Annotated in this window: 21 protein-coding genes and 1 pseudogene; 13 read left to right on the top strand and 9 right to left on the bottom strand. The window is 73.1% G+C overall.

The annotated features are described in order from the left end of the window. Positions 1-251: 251 nt before the first annotated feature. From Sri02f_RS22060 to Sri02f_RS22040, 5 genes are all read left to right on the top strand, one after another. Positions 252-1106, top strand: a complete 855-nt coding sequence (locus Sri02f_RS22060; protein ID WP_109003028.1) for a bifunctional methylenetetrahydrofolate dehydrogenase/methenyltetrahydrofolate cyclohydrolase — start codon at positions 252-254, stop codon at positions 1104-1106. 31 nt (positions 1107-1137) lie between these two features. Beyond that, on the top strand, positions 1138-1602 hold the full coding sequence (locus Sri02f_RS22055; RefSeq protein ID WP_167467600.1) for a DUF3017 domain-containing protein: 465 nt from the start codon (positions 1138-1140) through the stop codon (positions 1600-1602). A gap of 225 nt (positions 1603-1827) precedes the next feature. Next, complete coding sequence (locus Sri02f_RS22050; protein WP_109003026.1) at positions 1828-2286, top strand: helix-turn-helix domain-containing protein; 459 nt, start codon at positions 1828-1830, stop codon at positions 2284-2286. Between the two features lie 124 nt (positions 2287-2410). Continuing rightward, complete coding sequence (locus Sri02f_RS22045) at positions 2411-3328, top strand: helix-turn-helix domain-containing protein (protein ID WP_109003025.1); 918 nt, start codon at positions 2411-2413, stop codon at positions 3326-3328. 362 nt (positions 3329-3690) lie between these two features. Next, positions 3691-4680 carry a malate dehydrogenase gene (locus Sri02f_RS22040; RefSeq protein ID WP_109003024.1) on the top strand — a complete coding sequence of 330 codons (990 nt, stop codon included), beginning with the start codon at positions 3691-3693 and terminating at the stop codon, positions 4678-4680. Positions 4681-4746: 66 nt separating this feature from the next. On the opposite strand, the gene Sri02f_RS22035 is transcribed toward Sri02f_RS22040, so the two are convergent. From Sri02f_RS22035 to Sri02f_RS22025, 3 genes are read right to left on the bottom strand one after another with little or no spacing between them, the layout of a single operon-like run. After that, complete coding sequence (locus Sri02f_RS22035) at positions 4747-4944, bottom strand: DUF397 domain-containing protein (protein WP_109003216.1); 198 nt, start codon at positions 4942-4944, stop codon at positions 4747-4749. Further along, a complete protein-coding gene (locus Sri02f_RS22030; protein ID WP_109003023.1) occupies positions 4926-5768 on the bottom strand; it encodes a helix-turn-helix domain-containing protein in 843 nt (280 codons plus the stop codon). Before Sri02f_RS22030 ends, Sri02f_RS22035 begins: the two co-directional genes overlap by 19 nt. 50 nt (positions 5769-5818) lie before the next feature. Beyond that, on the bottom strand, positions 5819-7207 hold the full coding sequence (locus tag Sri02f_RS22025; protein WP_109003022.1) for an MFS transporter: 1389 nt from the start codon (positions 7205-7207) through the stop codon (positions 5819-5821). Positions 7208-7299: 92 nt separating this feature from the next. Here Sri02f_RS22025 and Sri02f_RS22020 point away from each other — a divergent pair, with 92 nt between their 5' ends. From Sri02f_RS22020 to Sri02f_RS21995, 6 genes are all read left to right on the top strand, one after another. Next, positions 7300-8274, top strand: coding sequence for a LysR family transcriptional regulator (locus Sri02f_RS22020; RefSeq protein WP_109003021.1), 975 nt, complete (start codon positions 7300-7302; stop codon positions 8272-8274). Between the two features lie 150 nt (positions 8275-8424). After that, positions 8425-9954 carry an aldehyde dehydrogenase family protein gene (locus Sri02f_RS22015; protein WP_109003020.1) on the top strand — a complete coding sequence of 510 codons (1530 nt, stop codon included), beginning with the start codon at positions 8425-8427 and terminating at the stop codon, positions 9952-9954. Positions 9955-10148: 194 nt separating this feature from the next. Further along, positions 10149-11678 (top strand): GMC family oxidoreductase, encoded by a 1530-nt coding sequence (locus Sri02f_RS22010; protein ID WP_109003019.1) that lies wholly within the window; start codon positions 10149-10151, stop codon positions 11676-11678. Further along, the gene (locus Sri02f_RS22005; protein ID WP_109003018.1) at positions 11678-12769 is read left to right on the top strand and encodes a quaternary amine ABC transporter ATP-binding protein; all 1092 of its coding nucleotides are present in this window, start codon (positions 11678-11680) and stop codon (positions 12767-12769) included. Before Sri02f_RS22010 ends, Sri02f_RS22005 begins: the two co-directional genes overlap by 1 nt. Position 12770: 1 nt before the next feature. Then, positions 12771-14726 (top strand): ABC transporter permease, encoded by a 1956-nt coding sequence (locus tag Sri02f_RS22000; protein ID WP_109003017.1) that lies wholly within the window; start codon positions 12771-12773, stop codon positions 14724-14726. A 1-nt stretch (position 14727) separates the two neighbouring features. Further along, positions 14728-15684 (top strand): ABC transporter substrate-binding protein, encoded by a 957-nt coding sequence (locus Sri02f_RS21995; protein WP_109003016.1) that lies wholly within the window; start codon positions 14728-14730, stop codon positions 15682-15684. A gap of 57 nt (positions 15685-15741) precedes the next feature. Here the strand turns inward: Sri02f_RS21995 and Sri02f_RS42965 are convergent. From Sri02f_RS42965 to Sri02f_RS21980, 3 genes and pseudogenes are all read right to left on the bottom strand, one after another. Next, positions 15742-15849, bottom strand: a pseudogene (locus Sri02f_RS42965) (isocitrate lyase/phosphoenolpyruvate mutase family protein); the annotation flags it as partial. A gap of 133 nt (positions 15850-15982) precedes the next feature. Further along, the gene (locus Sri02f_RS21985) at positions 15983-16426 is read right to left on the bottom strand and encodes a carboxymuconolactone decarboxylase family protein (RefSeq protein ID WP_281261898.1); all 444 of its coding nucleotides are present in this window, start codon (positions 16424-16426) and stop codon (positions 15983-15985) included. Then, entirely contained in the window at positions 16423-17001 is a 579-nt protein-coding gene (locus tag Sri02f_RS21980; protein WP_109003015.1) for a carboxymuconolactone decarboxylase family protein, read from the bottom strand. The genes Sri02f_RS21985 and Sri02f_RS21980 overlap by 4 nt, the downstream gene beginning before the upstream one ends. A gap of 47 nt (positions 17002-17048) precedes the next feature. Here Sri02f_RS21980 and pdxR point away from each other — a divergent pair, with 47 nt between their 5' ends. Both pdxR and Sri02f_RS21970 read left to right on the top strand, forming a co-directional pair. Continuing rightward, on the top strand, positions 17049-18476 hold the full coding sequence (gene pdxR / locus Sri02f_RS21975; RefSeq protein ID WP_109003014.1) for a MocR-like pyridoxine biosynthesis transcription factor PdxR: 1428 nt from the start codon (positions 17049-17051) through the stop codon (positions 18474-18476). A gap of 32 nt (positions 18477-18508) precedes the next feature. Then, positions 18509-18994 (top strand): carboxymuconolactone decarboxylase family protein, encoded by a 486-nt coding sequence (locus Sri02f_RS21970; RefSeq protein ID WP_109003013.1) that lies wholly within the window; start codon positions 18509-18511, stop codon positions 18992-18994. Between the two features lie 138 nt (positions 18995-19132). Here the strand turns inward: Sri02f_RS21970 and Sri02f_RS21965 are convergent, their stop codons facing one another. Genes Sri02f_RS21965 through Sri02f_RS21955 form a run of 3 tightly spaced genes read right to left on the bottom strand, consistent with a single transcriptional unit; the run spans position 19133 to position 22698 of the window. Then, a complete protein-coding gene (locus tag Sri02f_RS21965) occupies positions 19133-19930 on the bottom strand; it encodes an aminotransferase class IV (RefSeq protein ID WP_109003012.1) in 798 nt (265 codons plus the stop codon). A 12-nt stretch (positions 19931-19942) separates the two neighbouring features. Beyond that, the gene (locus tag Sri02f_RS21960) at positions 19943-21133 is read right to left on the bottom strand and encodes an FAD-dependent monooxygenase (RefSeq protein WP_109003011.1); all 1191 of its coding nucleotides are present in this window, start codon (positions 21131-21133) and stop codon (positions 19943-19945) included. After that, positions 21130-22698, bottom strand: a complete 1569-nt coding sequence (locus Sri02f_RS21955; protein WP_109003010.1) for a class I adenylate-forming enzyme family protein — start codon at positions 22696-22698, stop codon at positions 21130-21132. Before Sri02f_RS21955 ends, Sri02f_RS21960 begins: the two co-directional genes overlap by 4 nt. Positions 22699-22744 lie beyond the last annotated feature (46 nt).

The following is a 22744-nucleotide window of genomic DNA, read 5'->3' as shown; positions in this document are numbered from 1 at the left end:
TGCGGGGACGCGGCTGGCTCGGAGGAAGGTTCTACAGATGCGGTTCGTCCCCCCGGTACTGCCCGCGGCACTGTGGCGTCAATCGTTCTGCAATGGCCGGTTTGTTGTCCAGCCGCATTCCGCGGCATTCCGCAGGTGTTGTGCAAGTGCAACATCATCGATCAGGTTCGCGCACGTCAGGCGGGCGCCGCGGCCCCGTACGGGTTCACCCGGATTGGAACCGGGGGGCCGTCATCCGGGAGGATGGACCCATGACCGCCCAGATTCTCGATGGCAAGGCCACCGCAGCCGAGATCAAGTCCGATCTGACCGCCCGCGTGGCGGCGCTGAAGGAGAGGGGCGTCACGCCCGGCCTCGGCACGATCCTCGTCGGCGCCGACCCCGGCAGCCAGAAGTACGTCGCCGGAAAGCACCGCGACTGCGCCGAGGTGGGCATCGCCTCCATCCAGCGCGAGCTGCCCGCCACGGCCACCCAGGAGGAGATCGAGGCGGTCGTCCGCGAGCTGAACGACGACGCCTCCTGCACCGGTTACATCGTGCAGCTCCCGCTGCCCAAGGGCATCGACGAGAACCGGATCCTGGAACTCATGGACCCGGCCAAGGACGCCGACGGCCTGCACCCGATGAACCTCGGCCGGCTGGTCCTGGGCGAGCCCGCCCCGCTGCCCTGCACCCCCAACGGCGTGCTGACGCTGTTGCGCCGGCACGGGGTCGAGATCAACGGCGCGGAGGTCGTCGTCGTCGGACGGGGCGTCACCATCGGCCGGTCGATGCCGCTGCTGCTGACCCGGCGCAGCGAGAACGCGACGGTGACCCAGTGCCACACCGGCACCCGGGACCTGTCGGCGCACCTGAAGGGGGCCGACGTCATCGTCGCGGCCGCCGGCTCCGCCCATCTGATCCGCGCGCGGGACGTCAAGCCGGGCGCTGCCGTCCTGGACGTCGGCGTCTCCCGCAACGCCGAGGGCAGGATCGTCGGCGACGTCCACCCCGACGTCCGCGAGGTGGCCGGCTGGATCTCCCCCAACCCGGGGGGCGTCGGCCCGATGACCCGTGCCCAGCTGCTCGTCAACGTGGTCGAGGCGGCGGAGCGCAGTGTCGGCTGACGGCGCCTCCGGCAAGGCCGAGGACAAGAACGTGAACGCCGACGACGCCGACGAGATCGAGGTCCGCGACCCCATCAGCGCGCCGGACGCCGACGGCGTGCCGCGCCGCACCACCCGCCGGTTCCCGAAGTTCACCCGGGACACCGCGCGGCCCGAGGGCGCGGGCCGGGCGGGGCCGGGCGACGCCCTGGCGTCCCGGCAGTGGCCGATCATCGCGGTGCTGGGCGTCGTGGCGCTCGGGCTGCTGCTGACCGCGCTGGACGTGTTCCGGGTGGGCACGATCCTGATCGGCGTGGGGCTGCTGGCCGGCGCGGTCCTGCGCTGGATGCTGCCCGGCGTCGGCATGCTCGCCGTGCGCTCCCGTTTCACGGACATCGTGACCTACGGGGTGCTGGGCACGGTGATCGTGCTGCTGGCGCTGATGGCGCAGCCCCACCCGTGGCTGCAGCTCCCGTTCCTCAAGGACACCCTGCACCTGACGGTCAGCAGCAGCTGACGGCACGCGAACGGCGGCCCGTCCTCATCCCCCGAGAAGGACGGGCCGCCGACGCGTTCCACGCTCCCGCACCCCGAACGTCCCGGACAACGGCTGTCCGGACGCTGTGGCACGGAAGTGACCGTTCCGCTACGGTGCGCGCGCACCGCCACGGCGGCCCGCGCGCGGGAACCGTCCGGCCGCCCCGCGTCGTCCCCCCAACGGATCGAAGGGAAGGTGGGCCTGATGGGTGCCTGGCAGCCGCTGCCGGACGGGCTGCCGTCGGAGGTACGGCACTTCGTGGAGCAGTTGAGGCAGCTCAAGGACGGCACGGGGCTCAGCCTGGCCGCCCTCGGCGCGCGCACCGCGTACAGCAAGTCGTCCTGGCAGCGCTATCTCAACGCCGTCCAGCCGCCGCCCCGGCAGGCCGTCGCCGCGCTGTGCAGGGTGGCGGGGCTGGCCGGCGCGGACGCCGAACGGCACGTCGTGCGCTGGGAACTGGCGGTCGAGGCGTGGCCGCGGCCCACACCGGCGAACCCTGCCGGGGAGTACGTGGATGATCCGACGCTGCCCTGGTGGGACCGGCTGGAGGAGCCCCCTCCGGCCCCCGCGCCGCGGCCCGTCGGACGCCTGCTGCTCTACGCGGTGCTGATCCTGCTCGCCCTGCTGCTGACGGCCGTCGGGGGAGCGGTCGCCTTCGGCTGAGGCGGGCGCGCCCGGCGCGGCGCACCGGTGGTGCGCTTACTTTGACAGTTCGGGCATGCGTCCCGAATCGTCGTCACATCGGGTCCTGCGTGACCCATGGGACCAGCGCACGAGAGGGGGGCCGATGACCCGCTGGAAAGCCCTGCCGGACGAACTCGACCCACAGGTGGGGGAGTTCGTCGAGGTGATGCGACGGGCCGTGGACCGTGCCGGGCTGAGCGTCGCGGCGGTGGCGGATCGCACGGGCTACGGCAGGTCGTCCTGGGAGCGTTATCTCCACGGCGGGCTGCTGGCGCCCAAGGGCGCCGTCGTGGCGCTGGCCGAGGTCACCGGTACTCCCGCGGTCCATCTGGTCACCTTGTGGGAGCTGGCCGAGCGGGCGTGGAGCCGTTCGGAGATCCGGCGCGAGGCGATCACGGCGACCGCGGGGACCCTGCCCGCCCGCGCCCTGCCGGGGCAGTTCGGCCCGCCGTCCTCGCCGTCCTCGCCGTCCTCGCCGCTCTCGCCGCCCGGCGGTGAGCGGGACCGGCCCGGGGCGCGGGCCGGCGGCGCGGCCAGGCAGCGGGCGGCGCTGTTCCTCGCGGGGGTCGTGGGCGTGGCGGGCGTCGCGGCCGGCGCGTTCTTCCTCGCCGACGGCCGGGACCCGCACGCGGCGGGCGTCGCCGAGTCGCCCTCCCCCTCGGCCGCCGCCCCCCGCGTCCTGCCGTCCGGGGTGCAATGCGGCGGCTCCGACTGCACCGGCCGGGACGCGCAGACGACGGGGTGCAGCGGCGGACTCGCGGCGACGGCGAAGACCGCGACGGTCGGCGCGACCCGGGTCGAGGTCCGCTACAGCCGCACCTGCGGGGCCGCGTGGGGCCGGATCACACCGGCCGGCCCCGGCGACACGGTGACGGTGACCGCCGGTTCCGTGCGGCGCACGGGGCAGGTCTCGGCGCCCGGGGCCACGATCGCGTACACACCCATGGTGGCCGTGAGCAGCGCGAACGAGGCGACGGCGTGCGCGGTGCTGGCCTCCGGGCAGCAGGGCTGCACACCCTGACCCGGCGGCCGCCGCACGGGCCGCCGAAAAAAAGCGGGTGCGCGCAGGCATGGCCGCGCCGCCCGCGGGAACGCGCAGAGCACCCCCACGGGATCCCGGCGCGACCCGGTTCCCCCCACGGCGGCCGCTCGGTCCCACCTCTCCCGGACCGACGGCCGCCGCCTGTCGTCGTGGGAAGCGCCGAGTGTCCCGTACGCGGAAGTCCACTCTGTGGGACGGGCCACACGACCCCGGACGTCCGGGATCCCGGATGCGCGATAGCCTGACCGCTGATTGGATCTCTTGATACCAAGAGATCGATCATTTGTACGTCCCACCCGGGGCAGGGACGCCCCACCGACAGCTGTCATACGGAGAACGCCATGACCCGCACTCCCGTGAACGTCACCGTCACCGGCGCGGCCGGCCAGATCGGTTACGCCCTGCTCTTCCGCATCGCCTCCGGCCAGCTGCTCGGCGCGGACGTGCCGGTCAAGCTGCGCCTGCTGGAGATCACCCCGGCGCTGAAGGCCGCCGAGGGCACCGCGATGGAGCTCGACGACTGCGCCTTCCCGCTGCTGCAGGGCATCGACATCACGGACGACCCGAACGTCGCCTTCGACGGCGCGAACGTGGCACTCCTCGTCGGCGCCCGCCCCCGCACCAAGGGCATGGAGCGCGGCGACCTCCTGGAGGCCAACGGCGGCATCTTCAAGCCGCAGGGCAAGGCCATCAACGACCACGCCGCGGACGACATCAAGGTCCTCGTCGTCGGCAACCCGGCCAACACCAACGCGCTGATCGCCCAGGCCGCCGCCCCGGACGTACCGGCCGAGCGCTTCACCGCGATGACCCGCCTCGACCACAACCGCGCGCTGACCCAGCTCGCGAAGAAGACGGGCTCGACGGTCGCCGACATCAAGCGGCTGACCATCTGGGGCAACCACTCCGCCACCCAGTACCCGGACATCTTCCACGCCACGATCGCCGGCAAGAACGCCGCCGAGGTCGTGAACGACGAGAAGTGGCTGGCCGAGGACTTCATCCCGACCGTCGCCAAGCGCGGCGCGGCCATCATCGAGGCCCGCGGCGCGTCTTCGGCCGCCTCCGCCGCCAACGCGGCCATCGACCACGTGCACACCTGGGTCAACGGCACCGCCGACGGCGACTGGGCCTCCATGGGCATCCCGTCCGACGGCTCCTACGGCGTCCCGGAGGGCCTGATCTCCTCCTTCCCCGTCACCACCAAGGACGGCAAGTACGAGATCGTCCAGGGCCTGGACGTCAACGAGTTCTCCCGCGCCCGCATCGACGCGTCGGTGCAGGAGCTCGCGGAGGAGCGCGAGGCGGTCCGCGCCCTCGGCCTGATCTGAGCCTGAACGCACACGATCCCCGGACGGTCCGACCGTCCGGGGATCGTTTTTTGGGTCGAGCGCCGTTCAGTTCTCCTTGAGGGCGCTCACGAAGCCTGCCCATGCGGCGGGTTCGAACAGGAGCGCTCCTCGCTCGGGGGCTTTGCTGTCCCGCACGGGGACGACGGCGGGGTTGCCTTCGGCGACTTCGAGGCAGTTGCCGCCGTCGGGGTTGCTGTAGCTGGACTTGCGCCACGTCACATGCCTCAGGTCAATGGCTCGCACGGCACTTCCTCCAACATCCGCGTGATGAACTTGCGTGACTCAGGCGGGGAAAGCGCCAGGTCACGCGTAGCATCGTACGCACGTTGCAAGCGCTCGACCGCTGCGTTTTCCTCGATCAGTTCGCCACGGTGCGCGGTCTCGACGTACGCCACCGTCGAGTTGTGCGGCAGTCGCAGGAACATCGTGTCGGTATTCACCAGGTCGTACAGACCGGCGCTCAACAGGAGCACTTGCAGAGTGATGTTGTGGCGCTCCGACACCTCGAGCAGCTGCTCCAACTGCTTTCGCCACTCCTGGGGGTCGCGTAGGGGTGTGCGCAGTACTGCCTCGGAAAGCATGGCCCTGAAGGGCGGGGCGCCCTCCACCTCCAGCAACTTCTGTCGACCCGTGCGCGCTTCGACCTGCTGGTCCAGCACTGCGCCGCTCAGGCCGCCCAGCATCAGGACCTCGCGTGCGTACCCGGGGGTCTGAAGGAGGCCCGGGATGGTGCTCACGGAGAACTGGTAGAGGCTCGCCGCCTCTGCCTCCAGGTCCATGTACCTGCGGTACTGCTCCTTGAACTGGCTGTTGTCTCCGAGCGCAACCTCCCACAGGGCCAGCAGCAGTCCCGGTGTCCCGTAGTGCTGGTCGAGGGCCTCCACGATCTCCGGGCTGCCGAGGCTGACCCCGCCCTCCATCTTGCCGAAGGTGGACTGGTCCCACCCCAGCCGCTCGGAGAGCTCCCGCAGGCTCTCGCCGCGGGCGTTGCGCAGCAGGCGCAGTTCCTCCGCGAAGCGTTTGCGCGGCTGCTGGCTTCGTCCCGTGACGACTCGTCTCGCGGGCATGGCGTCTCCTTCGCGCGGCTCAGCGTGGCGGTCCGGACACGAAGAGTAATTCAACTCTCCGTCGGATTCAGTCCCTTGTCGAAGCTCCGGCGGCGGACCGGTGCGCCGAGACCGGTCACCACCAGCGCCGTCGCCGCCAGCACGGCCACCGCGACCGTGCGCAGGGCCGGGCCCATGCCGACGGCGAAACCGGCGTGCCCGGCCAGGACCGTGCCGGCGACCGCGACGCCGAGGGCCGCGCCGATCTCGCGGGCCGAGGTGCCGAGTCCGGAGCCGAGGCCCGCCTGGTGGGGCGGGAGGGACGTGACGACGCCCAGCGTCAGCGCGGGCATCGACAGGCCCGTTCCCGCCGAGATGACCAGCAGCCAGCCCGCGTACACCGCGTAGGGCGTGCCGGCGTCCGCCGTGGACGCGCCGAGCAGGCCGAGGCCGATCAGGGCGAGCCCGGAGCCGATGACCGGGCGGGGGCGGTCCGACCAGCGGGCGGCCAGCTTGGGGACCAGGGCCATGCCGACGATCAGCGGGACGATGGCGACGCCGGTGAGGGCGGGCCCGTAGCCCTTGACCTCCTGGAGGTACTGGGAGTTGACGAAGAACAGCGCGAACAGGCCGAAGAAGCCGGTCATGAGGCCGAGGCTCGTGGCGCGCAGGCCGGGGGAGCGGAACACGCGCGGGTCGAAGAGGGGGCTGTGCGCGCGCAGGGACCGCAGGGTGAACGCGGCGACCAGCGCGGCTCCCGCGGCGAACGAGCCCAGGATCCGCGGTGAGGTCCAGCCGTGGTCCGGGCCTCCGATGATGCCGAAGAGGACGGCCGCCAGCCCCGCGGTGAGCAGCACGGTGCCCACCGGGTCGAGGCCGCTGTGCGGTGAGCGGTCCGTGCGGGGGGTGGTCAGCGCCACGGCGAGTGCCAGCAGCGCCGCCAGCGGGATCATCACGGCGAACAGGGCCCGCCAGGTCAGGAACTGCCCGGCCAGGCCGCCGCCCAGGTTGCCCGCCAGGCCGCCGAGGCCCATGGCGAGGGTCCAGGACGCCATCGCCCGGGCCCTGCCCTGTGGTCCGGCGAGGTGGACCAGGATCGACATCGTCGCCGGGGTGATCAGCGCCGCGCCCGCTCCGGAGATGCCGCGGCCCGCGATGAGGACCGCCGGATCGGGGGCGAACGCGCTGGTGGCGGCGCCGAGGGCGAACAGGCCGAGGCCGGCGAGCAGGGCGCCCTTGCGGCCGAGCCGGTCGCCGAGCGCCCCGGCCGGGATGAGCAGGCCCGCGAAGACGATGACGTAGGCGTCGACGGTCCACAGGATCTCGGTGTGCGAGGGGTGCAGCGAGGAGGCGCTCAGCTGCGGGATGAGGAGGTTGATCGCGGCGACCATGCTCTGGGCGACCAGCACGCAGGCGCACAGCGCGAGGAGGGTGGACCGTTTCAGGGCGTGCGAGGGCACGGCTCCTCCCGGGGAGCTCGTCGGAGTGGGATGCCCGTTCACCGTAGGCTCGGCCCCGACCTGCTTTCCAGTGCAACCTTTGCAAGGGGTGGATGCACGTGACGCAATCCGTGGCCGGGCTGGCGGGGCTCGATCTGAATCTGCTGGTGGCGCTGGACGTCCTGCTGGAGGAGCAGAGCGTGCAGGGCGCGGCCCGCCGTCTGCACCTGTCGGAACCGGCGATGAGCCGCACGCTCGGCCGGGTCCGCAGGGCGCTGGGGGATCCGATCCTGGTGCGGGCGGGGCGGCGGATGGTGCCGACGCCGCGCGCCCTCGCCGTGCGGGCCGAGGTGAGCGCCGTCGTGGAGCGGGCCCGTGCGCTGTTCGCGCCGGCCGAGGGGACCGACGTCAGGACGGTGACCCGCACCCTCACGATCCTCGGTCACGACGCCGTCGCGGCCGCCCACGGGCCGGCCCTGTACGCCCGCGCGGCCGCCGAGGCCCCCGGCATCCGCATCCGGTTCCTGGGCGAGAGCCACGTCGACGCGCCGTTCCTGCGCGAGGGCACCGCCGACCTGGAGGTGGGCGTCGTCGACACGGTGGCCCCCGAGGTGCACCGCGAGCAGCTCTACGAGGACCGGATGGTGGGCGTCGCCCGTGCCGGGCACCCGCTGCTGGAGGGCGCGCTGACGCCCGAGCGGTTCGCCCGCGAGGCGGACCACATCATCGTCTCCCGGCGCGGCAGGCTGCACGGGCCGGTGGACGCGGCGCTCGCCGCGCTGGGGCTGGAGCGGCGGGTGGTGGGCGCCGTCGGCTCGCTCCCGGCCTCCCTCTTCGTCATCCGCGACACCGATCTGGTGGGTCTGAACACCGCCTGGGGGCTGCCGTTGGCGCGGAGCCTCGGCCTGGTCCCCTTCGAGGTGCCGCTGGATCTGCCGCCGCTGCGGCTGGGCATGGCCTGGCACCCGCGGCACGACGCCGACCCCGCGCACGCGTGGCTGCGGAACGCGGTGCGGGACGTGGTGGCGGACGGTGACGGCCGGGGCGCTCCGAGCGTGAGCGAACCGTCACCATCACACCCGATTTGACCGGTTATGTCCGTACTGGCAGTGACTCAGCGCACTTTGGGCAAGGAATTGCGCATGCAATGGAAGGTTCGGGGCATGTGGACGCGGTCCCCGACGGCGACCCACGGGTGACACAGGGGGACTGGACAGGAACGGAAGGCAACACCGATCATGGCCGACACGACGGAACAGACGGAACAGCGGGAGTGCCGGACGATTCACGCGGGCGGCGAGTGGCTGACGGCCGCCTCCGGAGCGACCCGGGAGATCCTCGACCCAGCGGACGGCCGCCCCTTCGCGGTGGTCGCCGAGGGCGACGAGAAGGACGCCGACCTGGCCGTCGCGGCCGCCCGCGCCGCCTTCGACGAGGGCGACTGGCCGCGCACTCCGGCCGTCGAACGCGCCGCACTGCTGCGCCGCGTCGCCGACCTCCTCATACGCGACCGCGAACGGCTCGGCCTGCTGGAGAGCCGTGACGCGGGCAAGACCCTCGAAGAGGGCCGGGTGGACATCGACTGCGTCGCCGACGCCTTCCGCTACTTCGCCGGCCTCGTCGCCGCCGAGGCGCCGGGACGGGTCGTGGACGCGGGCTCGGCCGACGTCCACAGCGTCGTCGTCCACGAGCCCATCGGGGTGTGCGCGCTGATCACTCCCTGGAACTACCCGCTCCTCCAGGCGAGTTGGAAGATCGCACCCGCACTCGCCGCCGGGAACACGTTCGTCGTGAAGCCGAGCGAGATCACCCCGCTGACCACGATCGCCCTCATCGACCTCCTCGCCGAGGCCGGGCTGCCCGCCGGCGTCGCGAACATCGTCACCGGCCCCGGCCACACGGTCGGCGCCCGCCTCGCCGAACACCCCGACGTCGACCTGGTGTCCTTCACCGGCGGCCTGGTCAGCGGCGTCAAGGTCGCGCAGGCGGCCGCCCCGACCGTCAAGAAGGTCGCCCTCGAACTCGGCGGCAAGAACCCCAACGTGGTCTTCGCCGACGCCTGCGCCACCCCCGAGGGCTTCGACACCGCCGTCGACCAGGCCCTCAACGCGGCCTTCATCCACAGCGGCCAGGTCTGCTCGGCGGGCTCCCGGCTCATCGTCGAGGAGTCGGTCCGCGACCGCTTCGTCGACGAACTCGCGCGCCGGGCCGGGAAGATCCGCCTCGGACGCGGCACCGAGAGCGGCGTCGAGTGCGGCCCGCTCGTCTCCGAGCAGCAGCGCGCCAAGACCGAGGAGTACGTGGCCTCCGCGCTCGCCGAGGGCGCCGTGCTGCGATCCGGCGGTCGGCGCCCCGACCCCGCGCCGGAGCGCCCGGAGAGCGGCTACTTCTACGAGCCCACCGTCCTCGACCACTGCCACCGCGAGATGCGCGTCGTGCGGGAGGAGGTCTTCGGGCCGGTCCTCACCGTCGAGACCTTCCGCACCGAGGACGAGGCCGTGGCCCTCGCCAACGACACCGAGTACGGCCTCGCGGGCGGCGTGTGGACCTCTGACGCGGGCCGCGCCCGACGGGTCGCCGGCCGGCTGCGCCACGGCACCGTCTGGATCAACGACTTCCACCCCTATCTCCCACAGGCGGAGTGGGGCGGCTTCGGAAAGAGCGGCGTGGGCCGCGAACTCGGACCCGCCGGGCTCGCCGAGTACCGCGAGTCCAAGCACGTCTACCAGAACCTCGCGCCGCAGCCGGTCCGCTGGTTCGCCGGCTGACCCGCCGCCCCGGCCCGGCCCGCCCACCGCGCGCACCCCGCACCCCTCCTTCCCCCGCCCCAGCCGGCACCTCTTCCCCCGCCCCAGCCGGCACCTCTTCCCCCGCCCCAGCCGGCACCTCTTCCCCCGCCCCAGCCGCCCGAGTTCGCCTCGATTCGCCCGAGAAGACTTCGCCCGCCCCTGGAGTACCCCCCATGCCACAGACCTCACTCGTCTATGACTACGTGATCGTCGGAGGCGGAACCGCCGGTTCCGTCATCGCCTCACGGCTCACCGAGAACCCCGACGTCACCGTCGCCGTCATCGAGGGCGGCCCCAGCGACGTCGGCCGCGACGACGTCCTCACCCTGCGCCGCTGGATGGGTCTGCTCGGCGGCGAGCTGGACTACGACTACCCCACCACCGAGCAGCCGCGCGGCAACTCCCACATCCGGCACAGCCGCGCCCGCGTCCTCGGCGGCTGCTCCTCGCACAACACCCTCATCGCCTTCAAGCCGCTGCCGTCCGACTTCGACGAGTGGGAGGCGGCCGGCGCGACGGGCTGGGGCGCGGCCTCGATGGAGGCGTACTACGCGCGCCTGCTGAACAACATCGTCCCGGTCGACGAGAAGGACCGCAACGCCATCGCCCGCGACTTCGTCGACGCCGCACAGCAGGCGACCGGAGTGCCCCGCGTCGACGGCTTCAACGCCAAGCCCTTCGACGACGGCGTCGGCTTCTTCGACCTCGCCTACCACCCGGAGACCAACAAGCGCTCGTCCGCCTCCGTCGCCTATCTGCACCCGGTGATGGACGAGCGGCCCAACCTGACGATCCTGCTGGAGACCTGGGCCTACCGGCTGGAGCTGGACGGCGCCCGCGCGCAGGGCGTGCACGTGCGCGCCGAGGACGGCACGGAGAGCCTCGTGCGGGCCCGGCGCGAGGTCGTGCTCTGCGCGGGCGCGATCGACACGCCCCGCCTGCTGCTGCACTCCGGCATCGGTCCCAAGACCGACCTGGACGCGCTCGGCCTACCCGTCGTCCACGACCTGCCCGGCGTCGGCGAGAACCTCCTCGACCACCCCGAGTCCGTGATCGTCTGGGAGACCCACGGGCCGCTCCCGGAGAACTCCGCGATGGACTCCGACGCGGGCCTGTTCGTGCGCCGCGACCCCGGGCACGCGGGCCCCGACCTGATGTTCCACTTCTACCAGGTCCCCTTCACCGACAACCCGGAACGGCTCGGCTACGAACGCCCCGAGCACGGCGTGTCGATGACCCCCAACATCCCCAAGCCGAAGTCCCGCGGCCGCCTCTACCTGCAGAGCGCGGACCCGGCCGCCAAGCCCGCCCTCGACTTCCGCTACTTCACCGACGAGGACGACTACGACGGCCGCACCCTCGTCGACGGGATCCGCATCGCACGCGAGATCGCGAGGACCGAGCCGCTGGCCGGCTGGCTCAAGCGCGAGGTCGCCCCCGGCCCGCACATCACGAGCGACGAGGAGCTGAGCGAGTACGCGCGCAAGGTCGCGCACACCGTGTACCACCCGGCGGGCACCTGCAAGATGGGCGCCGCCGACGACGAACTGGCCGTAGTGGACCCCCAGTTGCGAATCCGTGGACTGGAAGGCATCCGCATCGCGGACGCCTCCGTGTTCCCGACCATGACAGCCGTGAACCCGATGATCGGCGTGCTGATGGTCGGCGAACGGGCCGTGGACCTGATCGGAGGCGATGCCTGATGAGTACCGACCTGAGCACCGGCACGAGTACCCCCGCGAGCGTCGAGACGCGCCCGCCGGTCTTCTCGGTGGACGGCCTGTGGAAGGTGTTCGGCCCGAAGGCCGAGACCGTCCCCGCCGACCCCGAGCTGACCTCCCTGCCGCCCGCCGAACTCCGCTCCCGCACCGGCTGCACCGCCGCCGTCCGGGACGTCTCCTTCGACGTGCGCAAGGGCGAGGTCTTCGTCGTCATGGGCCTGTCCGGCTCCGGCAAGTCCACCCTCGTGCGCTGTCTGACCCGGCTGATCGAGCCGACCGCCGGCACCATCGCCATCGAGGGCGAGGACGTGCGGGCCATGGACAAGACCCGGCTGCGCGAACTGCGCCGGCACCGCGCCGCGATGGTCTTCCAGCACTTCGGCCTGCTCCCGCACCGCACCGTCGTCGACAACGTCGCCTACGGCCTGGAGATCCAGGGCGTCGGCAAATCCGAGCGCCGGGACCGGGCCCAGGAGGTCGTCGAGAAGGTCGGCCTCGAGGGCATGGAGCACCGCAGGCCCAGCGAGCTGTCCGGCGGCCAGCGCCAGCGCGTCGGACTGGCCCGCGCGCTCGCCGTGGACCCCGAGGTCCTGCTGTTCGACGAGCCGTTCAGCGCGCTCGACCCGCTCATCCGGCGCGACATGCAGGAGGAGGTCGTCCGGCTGCACCAGGAGGAGGGCCGCACGATGGTCTTCATCACCCACGACCTCAGCGAGGCCCTCAAGCTCGGCGACCGCATCGCCCTCATGCGCGACGGCGAGGTCGTGCAGCTCGGCACCCCGGAGGAGATCGTCGGCTCGCCCGCCGACGACTACGTCCGCGAGTTCGTCCGCGACGTTCCGCGCGAGCAGGTCATGACGGTCCGCAGGGCCATGCGCCCCGGCGAGTGCGTCGGCCCCGACCACCCCGGCGCGATCGCCGCCGACGCGGTCGTCGCCGACGCCATCCAGGTCGTGTCGCGCAGCCACCGCCCGGCGTGCGTCGTGGAGGACGGCCGGTGTCTGGGGGTCGTCGATCACGAACGGCTCCTCGACGTCGTGGCCGGAACGGAGCTCCGCAAGGAGGCGGTCTGACATGGCTACCGTCACCGCACCCGCCACCCGGGTCTCCCTGCCGGGTTTCCTCAAACACCGCGCGGCCGCCAAGCTCGCCCTGCTGGCGCTCGCCGCGGCGATCCTCGTCCCGCTCGCCGACGCCCAGTGGGCCAGCGGCAGTTGGCCCGCCGCCCTCACCGTCGACCTCACCCAGCCGCTGGGCAGGGTCAGCGACTGGATCATCGACAACCGCGACAGCCATCCGCTGTTCCTGTACGGCTTCGGCTACGTCAGCAACGCGGTCGTGCTGTCCGTGCGGGCCGTCTACCTGGTCCTGCTCGCCGCGGGCTGGGCGGGCGTCACCGCCGTCGCCGCTCTGGTCGCCTGGCGGGTCGCCGGAGTGCGGCTCGGGCTCGGCGCCGCCGCCGCGTTCCTGACCTGCGGACTGCTCGGCATGTGGATCCCCACCATGCAGACGCTCGCGCTGATGGTCGTGGCGGTCCTCGTGTCCGTCGCCGTCGGCGCCGTGCTGGGCCTGGCCGCAGGGCTGTCGGACCGGATGGACCGCGTCCTGCGCCCCGTCCTGGACACGATGCAGGTGCTGCCCGCGTTCGCCTATCTGCTCCCGGTGGTCCTGGTCTTCGGCATCGGCGTCCCCGCGGCCGTCCTCGCCACCGTCGTCTACGCCGCCCCGCCCATGGCCCGGCTCACCGCCCTCGGGCTGCGCGGCGCCGACAAGGAGGTGCTGGAGGCCGTCGAGTCGCTGGGGGCCACCTCCCGCCAGCGCCTGCTGACCGCGCGCATCCCGCTGGCCCGCAAGGAGCTCCTGCTCGGCCTCAACCAGACGATCATGATGGCGCTGTCCATGGCGGTCATCGCCTCCGTGATCGGCGCCGGCGGCCTCGGCGACCGCGTCTACCAGGCGCTCGCCTCGGTCGACGTCGGCGCGGCCCTCGCCGCGGGCATTCCGATCGTCCTCCTCGCCGTCGTCCTGGACCGGGTCACCGGCGCGGCCGGCGAAGGCGACTCCGGCGGCGGGCACACCGGCCTGTCCCGGCGCGCCGGATGGGCGTACGCGCTCGCCGCCGCCGTGGCCGTGGCGCTCGTCGGACGGTTCGCCGGCCGCCTCGACTGGCCCGGCTCCTGGACGCTGAACATCGCCGAGCCGGTCAACCGGGCCGTGGACTGGATGACCGACCACCTCTACTCCGGGGTGCCCGTGATCGGCGGCACCGCCGACTGGGCCGGACACTTCACCACCTGGGTCCTCGACCCGCTGCGCGACGGCCTGCAGGCCCTGCCGTGGTGGTCGGTGCTGCTGATCGTCGCCGCGCTCGCCTGGGTGATCGGCACCTGGCGCACCGCGCTCACCGCCGTCCTCGCCATGGCCGCGATCGGCGTGCTCGGCGTGTGGAAGCCCTCGCTCGACACGCTCTCGCAGGTCCTCGCCGCGGTCGCCGTGACCCTCGTCCTGGGCTTCGCGACCGGCATCGCCGCCGCCCGCAACGACCGCGTCGAACGGCTCCTGCGACCCGTCCTCGACGTCTTCCAGACGATGCCGCAGTTCGTGTACCTGATCCCGGTCGTCGCGCTGTTCGGCGTCGGCCGCGCGCCCGCCGTGGCCGCCGCGGTCGTCTACGCGCTGCCCGCCGTCGTCCGCATCACCACCCAGGGACTGCGCCAGGTCGACCCGGCCGCCCTGGAGTCGGCCCGCTCGCTCGGCGCGAGCAGCGGCCAGCAGATCCGCCAGGTGCAGCTCCCGCTGGCCCGCCCGGCCCTCCTGCTCGCCCTCAACCAGGGCGTGGTCCTGGTCCTCGCCGTCGTCATCATCGGCGGCCTGGTCGGCGGCGGCGCCCTCGGCTACGACGTCGTCTTCGGCCTCGCCCAGGGCGACCTCGCCACCGGACTGGTGGCCGGCGCGGCCATCGTCTGCCTCGGCCTGATGCTCGACCGGGTGACCCAGCCGACCGAACGCCGCGCCAAGAAGGGAGCGTGACATGCGCATCCGTACCACCGCGACCGTGGCCGGCGCCTCCGCGCTGCTCCTGCTGACGGGCTGCGGCGCCGCCGACATGACGAAGCAGGCCTCGCCGTTCGCCAACGCGCAGGGCGCCAAGTCGCTGACCCTGTCCGTGCAGTCCTGGGTGGGCGCCCAGGCCAACGTGGCCGTCGCCCAGTACCTCCTGGAACACAAGCTGGGCTACCGCGTCGACACCGTGCAGGTCGACGAGGTGCCCGCCTGGGACGCGCTCAGCCAGGGCCGCGTCGACGCGATCCTGGAGGACTGGGGCCACCCCGACCAGGAGCAGCGCTACGTCAAGGACAAGAAGACGATCACGCCGGGCGGCGGCCTCGGCGTCACCGGCCACATCGGCTGGTTCGTGCCGACGTACTTCGCCAAGCAGCACCCCGACGTCACGAACTGGAAGAACCTCAACAAGTACGCGGCGCAGCTGCGCACCGCGGAGAGCGGCGGCAAGGGCCAGCTCATGGACGGCTCGCCCTCCTACGTCACCAACGACAAGGCGCTGGTGAAGAACCTGAACCTCGACTTCCAGGTCGTGTTCGCCGGTTCGGAGGCCGCCCAGATCACGCAGATGCGGCAGTTCGCCAAGGAGAAGAAGCCCTTCCTCACCTACTGGTACGCGCCGCAGTGGCTCTTCAAGAAGGTCCCCATGACCGAGGTGAAGCTGCCCGCCTACAAGGAGGGCTGCGACGCGGACCCGGCGAAGGTCGCCTGCGCCTACCCGCACACCCCGCTGCAGAAGTACCTCAACGCCGGCTTCGCGAAGAACGGCGGCAAGGCGGCGGCCTTCCTGAAGAAGTTCAGGTGGACGACCGAGGACCAGAACGAGGTGTCCCTGATGATCGCCGACCAGAAGCTCACGCCCGAGGACGCGGCGAAGAAGTGGGTGGACGGCCACGCGTCCACCTGGAAGGCGTGGCTGTCCTGAACCGCACGGGAGAAATGGCCCCGGGCCGGATCCGCGAGCGAGGACCTGGACCGGTTCCGCGCTGATCTCCCGCGGGGCGGCCGTCGCCCTGCGCCGCAGTCCCGGCCCGAACGTGACGCGGGTGGCCCCGAGTTCGCCGAGCACGGCGGGCGAGGGGCCCTCGCCGTCCACCCGCCGAGCCGACGACGCCCGCGTCCCAGGGACCGGGCAGGACCGGGGGCCCCACGCCTTCAGGGCAGTGGGGGAGGGCCGCCCTGCGCGCGGCCCCGGTGCATCCGTCGGAAGTCGTCCGCCTTGCTCATGGTGTGTAGCCCCCCGGTGGGATGCGCCGGGCGACCATCACCCGGTTCCAGCTGTTGATCGCGGTGATCAGCGCGACGAGATGGGCGAGTTCGGCGTCCGCGAAGTGGCGGGCGGCCTCGGCGTACACCTCGTCCGGCACGAACCCCTCCGTCAGGACCGTCATGGCCTCGGTCAGCGCGAGCGCGGCCCGCTCCCGCTCGTCGAAGACGTCCCCCGCCTCCTCCCAGGCGCCCAGCATGGCCGACTGCGACTCGCGCACGCCCTGTTCGCGGGCGATCGCGAGGTGCATGTCCAGGCAGAACGCACAGTGGTTGAGCTGCGAGGCGCGGATCACCACCAGTTCGGCGAGCGCCGGATCGCCGAGACCCCGCTTGGCCGCCGCGCTCAGCGCGGACATGGCCCGGCCGACCTCCCGGTCGAGCAGGTTCGTGCGGCTCACGCGTGCTGCCCCGGCCGATGGTGCCCCGGCACCAGCCGGCAGGTCACGCCGAACCGGTTCCAGGCGTTGATCACCGTGATCGCGGCGATCAGCTGGGCGAGCTCGGGCTCCTCGAAGTGCCGGGCGGCGCGCTCGTACACCTCGTCGGACACGAATCCCGACGTCAGCACGGTCACCGCCTCGGTCAGCGCCAGCGCCGCGAGCTCCTGCTCCGTGTAGAAGTGCTCCGACTCCTCCCACGCGCTGAGCTGGACGATCCGCTCGACGCTCTCGCCCGCCGCGAGCGCGTCCTTGCTGTGCATGTCGACGCAGAGCGCGCAGCGGTTGATCTGCGAGGCGCGGATCTTCACCAGCTCCAGCAGCTTCGGGTCGAGGCCCTTACGGGCGGCGGCGTCCAGCCGGAGCATGGCCTTGAAGACCTCGGGGGCGTGCTCGGCCCAGTTGAGCCGGGGGGTGTGCGCGGGGGCGTACCGGGCGGGTGCGTCGGCGGTCGCGGTCGCGGTCGTCGACGCGGTCGTGGAGGCGGTGGCGGTGGCGGCGGTCGTGCCGGTCGCGGCGGATGCGTCTGTCGTCATGACCTCGACCCTAGGAGCCGGGCAGCCCAGGCGTATGGTCCATTTCCATGGCGAGAACCCGGGCCACTTTGGGCGTCGACCTCCACCTGGAACCCACCGGACCGCATCTGCGGCGGGGGCTCACCGACGCCCTGCGCGAGGCCGTCCGCGGCGGCAGGCTGGCGCCCGGCGCCCTCCTGCCCTCCTCCCGCTCCCTCGCCGCCGACCTGGGCATCGCCCGCAACACGGTCGCCGACGCCTACGCCGACCTCGTCGCCGAGGGCTGGCTCAGCGCCCGCCAGGGCTCGGGCACCCGGGTGGCGGACCGGACGCTCGTCCCGCCGGCCGGCGGCGCCACGCCCCGGCGCCCCGAACGGCGCGGGCCCGCGTACGACCTGCGTCCCGGCACCCCCGACCTCGGCTCCTTCCCGCGCGCGGACTGGCTGAGGGCGGCCCGCCGCGCCCTCACCGCCGCCCCCTCCGAGGCCTTCGGCTACGGCGACCCCCGTGGCCGGGTGGAACTGCGCACCGCGCTCGCCGAGTACCTCTCCCGCGCCCGCGGGGTGCGCGCCGACCCCGAGTGCCTCGTGGTGTGCGCCGGGTTCGCGCACGGGCTGAAACTGCTCACCGCCGTCCTGCGGGCGCGCGGCGCGCATACGGTCGCCGTCGAGTCCTACGGGCTGGACGAGCACTGGAGGCTGCTGGCCGCGGCCGGGATGACGACGACCGCGCTGCCCTTCGACGAGCGGGGCACGGACACCGGGGGGCTGACGGACGCGGGCGCGGTCCTGCTCACCCCCGCGCACCAGTTCCCGATGGGCGTGCCCCTGCACCGCGACCGGCGGGCCGCCGTCGTGGACTGGGCACGGCGCACCGGCGGGCTGGTCCTGGAGGACGACTACGACGGCGAGTTCCGCTACGACCGCCAGCCCGTCGGCGCCCTCCAGGGCCTGGACCCCGATCACGTGGTGTACCTGGGCACGGCGAGCAAGTCGCTCGCCCCCGGCCTGCGCCTGGGCTGGATGGCGCTGCCGCCCGGTCTGGTCGGCGAGGTGACGGCGGCCAAGGGCGGGATCGACACCTCCGGGGTCCTCGACCAGCTGACGCTGGCCGAGTTCCTCGCGTCCGGCGCCTACGACCGCCATGTCCGGGCGGTCCGCACGCGCTACCGCCGGCGCCGTGACGCGCTGGTCGCGGCGCTGGCCGCCCGCGCCCCGGCGATCCGCGTCACCGGCATCGCGGCCGGCCTGCACGCCGTCCTGCGGCTACCGCCCGGCACGCAGGGGCCGGTGCTGCGGGCTGCCGCCTACCAGGGCCTGGCCGTCGACGCCCTCACCCCCCGCTACCGTCACGCCGACGCGGTCACCGCGCCCCTCGACGCCCTGGTCGTGGGGTACGGGACACCGCCGGACCACGCCTGGTCGGGCGCGCTGGACGCGTTGTGCGCGGCTCTCCCTTTCGGCGAGAACGGCTCCGGAATTCCTTTTCCCGGATAGATTTCCTGGATTTTCCCCGATACAGTCCCACCATGACGAACAGTAATTCCGTGTCCCGTGTCGCCCTCAAGAAGGCGACCCCCCAGGTCTCCGCCGCGATGGCCTCCCTGCATGCCGCCGCAGTTTCCGCCGCGCAGGACGCGAAGGTCGAGCCGGAGATACTGGAACTGGTCAGGACCCGCGCCTCGCAGATCAACGGCTGCGCCTTCTGCCTCGACATGCACACGAAGGACGCCCGCGCCCACGGGGAGAGCGAGCAGCGCCTGTACGCGCTGAACGCCTGGCGGGAGACCCCCTTCTTCAGTGAACGGGAGCGCGCCGCACTGGCGTTGACCGAGGCCGTGACCCTGGTGCACGACGGCCAGGTGCCGGACGCGGTGTACGCCGAGGCGGCGGAGGTCTTCGACGAGGCACAGCTGGCGGCGCTGATCTGGGCGGCCACGGTCATCAACGCCTACAACCGGATCGCCATCGCGACGCGCATGGCCCCGGGCGCTTACCAGCCCGCCGGGAAGTAAATGCAGTAATGCGAGTGAACGGGAAGACGGAAAGGTGAAAGGCGGAAAGCGGAAAGCGGGCATCGGTGAAATCGGCCGATGCCCGTTCCCGTGCTTTTCCTGTTCGCCGCACACGCCCCGAACCTCGCCGCGCGCGCCTCAGATGCAGGAAAGCGGCTCCGCCAGCGATTCCAGCCACGGGCGCCATTCCCGCGCCCGCACGGGAGGCGCGCAGCCGATCACCCCTCCCGACCAGCCGGTGACCGGCCGGATCCCGTGCAGGGCGTTCACCAGCCACACCTCCCGGCCGTCCAGCTCGGTCAGCGCCCGCTCGCGGTGGACGACCCGGACCCCGAGCCGGTGGGCCCGTTCCTGGATCAGGCCGACCGTCACCCCGGACAGCACCGGCAGCCGGGGAGGGGGCAGACACAGCGCATCGCCCTCCCACCACAGGACGCTGGCGGTCGCCGCCTCCAGCACCGCGCCCGACGGTGCGACCAGCACCGCCTCCGTCGCCCCCTCCTCGGACGCCCGACGGCGCACCCGGGCCAGGGCGTCCAGGTCGGGCCCCTTGCGGCGCGGCATGGTCCGCGGGTCCGGCTGGCCCGCCGCCCAGACCCGGACGTCCGGCTCCCACGGCGGGGCGGGCCGCAGCAGCAGCCGCAACTCCAGTGACCCCGCGGCCAGTTCCACGCGCGGGAACCACTCACCCGTGCGGGGCAGCGCGGCCGTCGCGTCCCGCCAGAACTCCAGCAGCCGGCGCAACGGCGGCCCGCTGCACTCGCCGCAGGCCCGCAGGAACCGCTCCCGGTGCCGCTCCAGCGCGCGCACCCGGCCCTCGCGCACCAGCCACGAGTCCGCCACGAGCAGCCGTCCGCCACCGGAATCGACGCGGGGCGCCAGCCCCCCGGCCGGCGTCCACGCCAGCGACTCCTCCACGACCGCGTGCCCTGTCATCGTCTGCTCCTCTCAGTACTTTCCGCCCGCTGCCGCGGGGGCCCCGCCGCGCGGCCCGTACGGCGCGTGCTCCAGCCACGACCCGCACGACGGCAGCACGGGCGCGAGCGCGGCCGCCGCCCGCTGCCGGAGCCGCACGCTCCGGCGAGTCGGCCGCAGATGCTCCAGGGCGCTCCCCGCGGCGGCGCTGTTGAACAGCCCCGCCGCGCGCCGTGCCTCGGCGAACGCCTCGACGGCGTCGTCGGTCCCGGCCGCGACGGCCCCGGCCGCCGCCGCAGCATCGGCGATCCCGCTGTTCATGCCGCGCGCGCCGAACGGCGGGAACAGATGCGCCGCCTCGCCGACGAGCAGCACCCGCAGGCGGGAATCCGTGAACGAGGCGGCGACCAACCGCTGGAAGCGGTACGTCGACACCCACAGGATCCGGTCGGCGTACCCCTCGCCCACGACCGCCGGCAGCCAGCGCCGTACGGCCTCCTCGGTCCCGAACGCCTCCTGCGCGTCGTCGTCGCGGCACTGCAGGTCGACCTGGAAGCCCCCGGTGAACGGCACCCGCATCACGCTGCGGCCGCCCACCCCCGGATGCTCGTAGTGGAAGACCCGCTCCAGCGGCAGTTCGCCGCCCGGCACGTCGGCCACGTCCACGACGACGTGGAAGCCCTCGCCCCGGACGCCCTCCATGGCGATGCCCAGCGCCCGCCGGACCGCCGAGCGGGCCCCGTCGGCGGCGACGACGTGTCCGGCGCGCCACTCCCGGCCGTCCTCGCCGCTCACCACGACCTCGCCCGGCGCAACGTCCACGCCGCGCACGCGCGCGTCCCACTCGAAGACGACCCCGGCCCGCTCGCAGGCGGCGCGCAGAAAGCGCTCGGTGTCCACCTGGCGCAGGCTGGTGAAGGGCGGGAACGCGGCCTGAGCGCCGGACGGCGGAGGGAAGGTGCGCGAGTACACCTCGCGGCCCCGGTACAGGGTCCGCCGGGTGTGCCAGGTCCGCCCGTAGGCCGAGATCTCGGCGGCGAGCCCGGGACGCATCCCGTCGAGCAGCCGGAGCGTCTCGCGGTGCACGAACAGGGCGCGGCTGCCCGGCCGTTCACGGTCCTCGGCATCCGCCTCCAGCAGCACGACGGGCAGTCCGCGCGCACGCAGGGCGAGCGCCGCCGACAGACCGACGGGGCCCGCGCCCACGACGACGACCGGGTTCACGCGCGCACGCTCCGCGGCGTCCCGGTCAGCATGCGGGTGATCTCCACCCGCTTCACCTTCCAGGTCGCCGTCATCGGCAGCTCCTCGAACCGCCACTGCCGGGGCTCGGCCATCGCGGGCAGATCGGCCGTGGCCGCCCGCCAGCGCTCCGGGTCGAGCGGCTGCTCCCCGCGCACGCACACCACCGGCACCGGCTCACGGTCCGCGCCGGCCACGACGACCACCTCGCGGAGCTCCTCCAGCCGTTCCATCAGGGTGTCCTCGATCTCCAGGTTGCTGTGCACCGAGTCGATCCGGTCCACCTCGCGGTCGATCAGACGCAGCGCGCCCAACCGGTTCATGCAGCCCAGGTCGCCCATCTGCCACCAGCCGCCGTCGAGCTGACGGTCGTACTGCTCCCGCGCGCCGAGGTAGGTGAGGATGCGCCCCCTGGTGCGGGCCTCGATCCGCCCGGGCGTGCCGGGCGGGACCCGTCGTCCCTCGGCGTCGGCGATCCGCACCCGCGTGAAGCCGGGGATCCCGATCCCGACCCGTCTGCCGTCCGCGCGCTCCGCGCTGCGCCGGGTGAACCACCGGAACGCGACCGGACCCGTCTCGCTCTGCCCGTACAGCTGGATCAGCCAGGGCGCCCGGCGGGTCGACGCGCCCAGGAGCCGGCGCACGGTGCGCGGATGGATCGCGTCGAACGTGGAGCCGTACGACTTCACCCGGGACAGCGGGGCGCCGGGCGCGTCGGCCAGCTCCTCCCACAGCACGAAGGTGTTGGGGTGGGTCTCGACGATGCCGGGGCGGTGGCGGGCCAGCAGCGGTCCGACGGCCGCCGGTTCCGGGTCGGTGATCAGCACGAGCGGGCTGCCGAAGTGCAGCAGCACACCGAGCAGGTGGTAGAAGCGCGAGTGCGCGAACGACATGTGCAGCGCGGCCGTCTCGCCGCGGGTGGGCAGTCCCATCGCCTTCTGCGGCACGAGCCGGTTCCACATCGCTTTCGGGCAGTGCACGGCCAGCTTGGGCACGCCCGTGGTGCCCGAGCTGTGGGTGATCAGGGCGGGCTCGCGCGGATCCAGCCGCACCGGCGCGGGCGGCCGCGCGCCGGCGTACTGCTTCAGCGGCTCGGCGCCGGGCGCGTCGTCCACGGACAGGATCCCCCGCACGGACGTCCCGGCTCCGTGCAGCGACCCCTCCAGCTTGGCCCGGTCGGTGATCAGCCAGGGCTGCCGCAGCCGTTCGAGCAGCTGCCCCACGACCGGACCGGACAGCCCCGGGGAGAGCAGCGCGGGCACCGCGCCGATCCGGGATATCGCGCAGGTCAGCAGCACGATGTCGACGTTGTCCGTCTTGTGGACGGCCACCCGCTCCGAGGGCCGCACCCCGGCCGCCCACAGTCGGCCCGACAGCTCCTCCACCAGGTCGGCCAGTGTCCGGTAGTCCAGGTGGACGCCCAGGGAGGGGTGGGTGTCCAGCGGCCGGTCCAGGGTGACGAACACGGCTCCGTGGCGGTCGGCCGCCCGCCGGAACAGGGGGCCGAGGTAGAACCCGCGGTCGGCGAGCAGGGGGTGCTGCGACATGTGGCTGTTCCTCTCGGCAGGGCGCTCGGACGAAGCGCGCCCGGAC

Origin of the sequence: Streptomyces rishiriensis (assembly GCF_003112535.1) — a bacterium.
Lineage (GTDB): Bacteria > Actinomycetota > Actinomycetes > Streptomycetales > Streptomycetaceae > Streptomyces > Streptomyces rishiriensis.
This window is presented reverse-complemented; position numbering and strand designations above follow the sequence as displayed.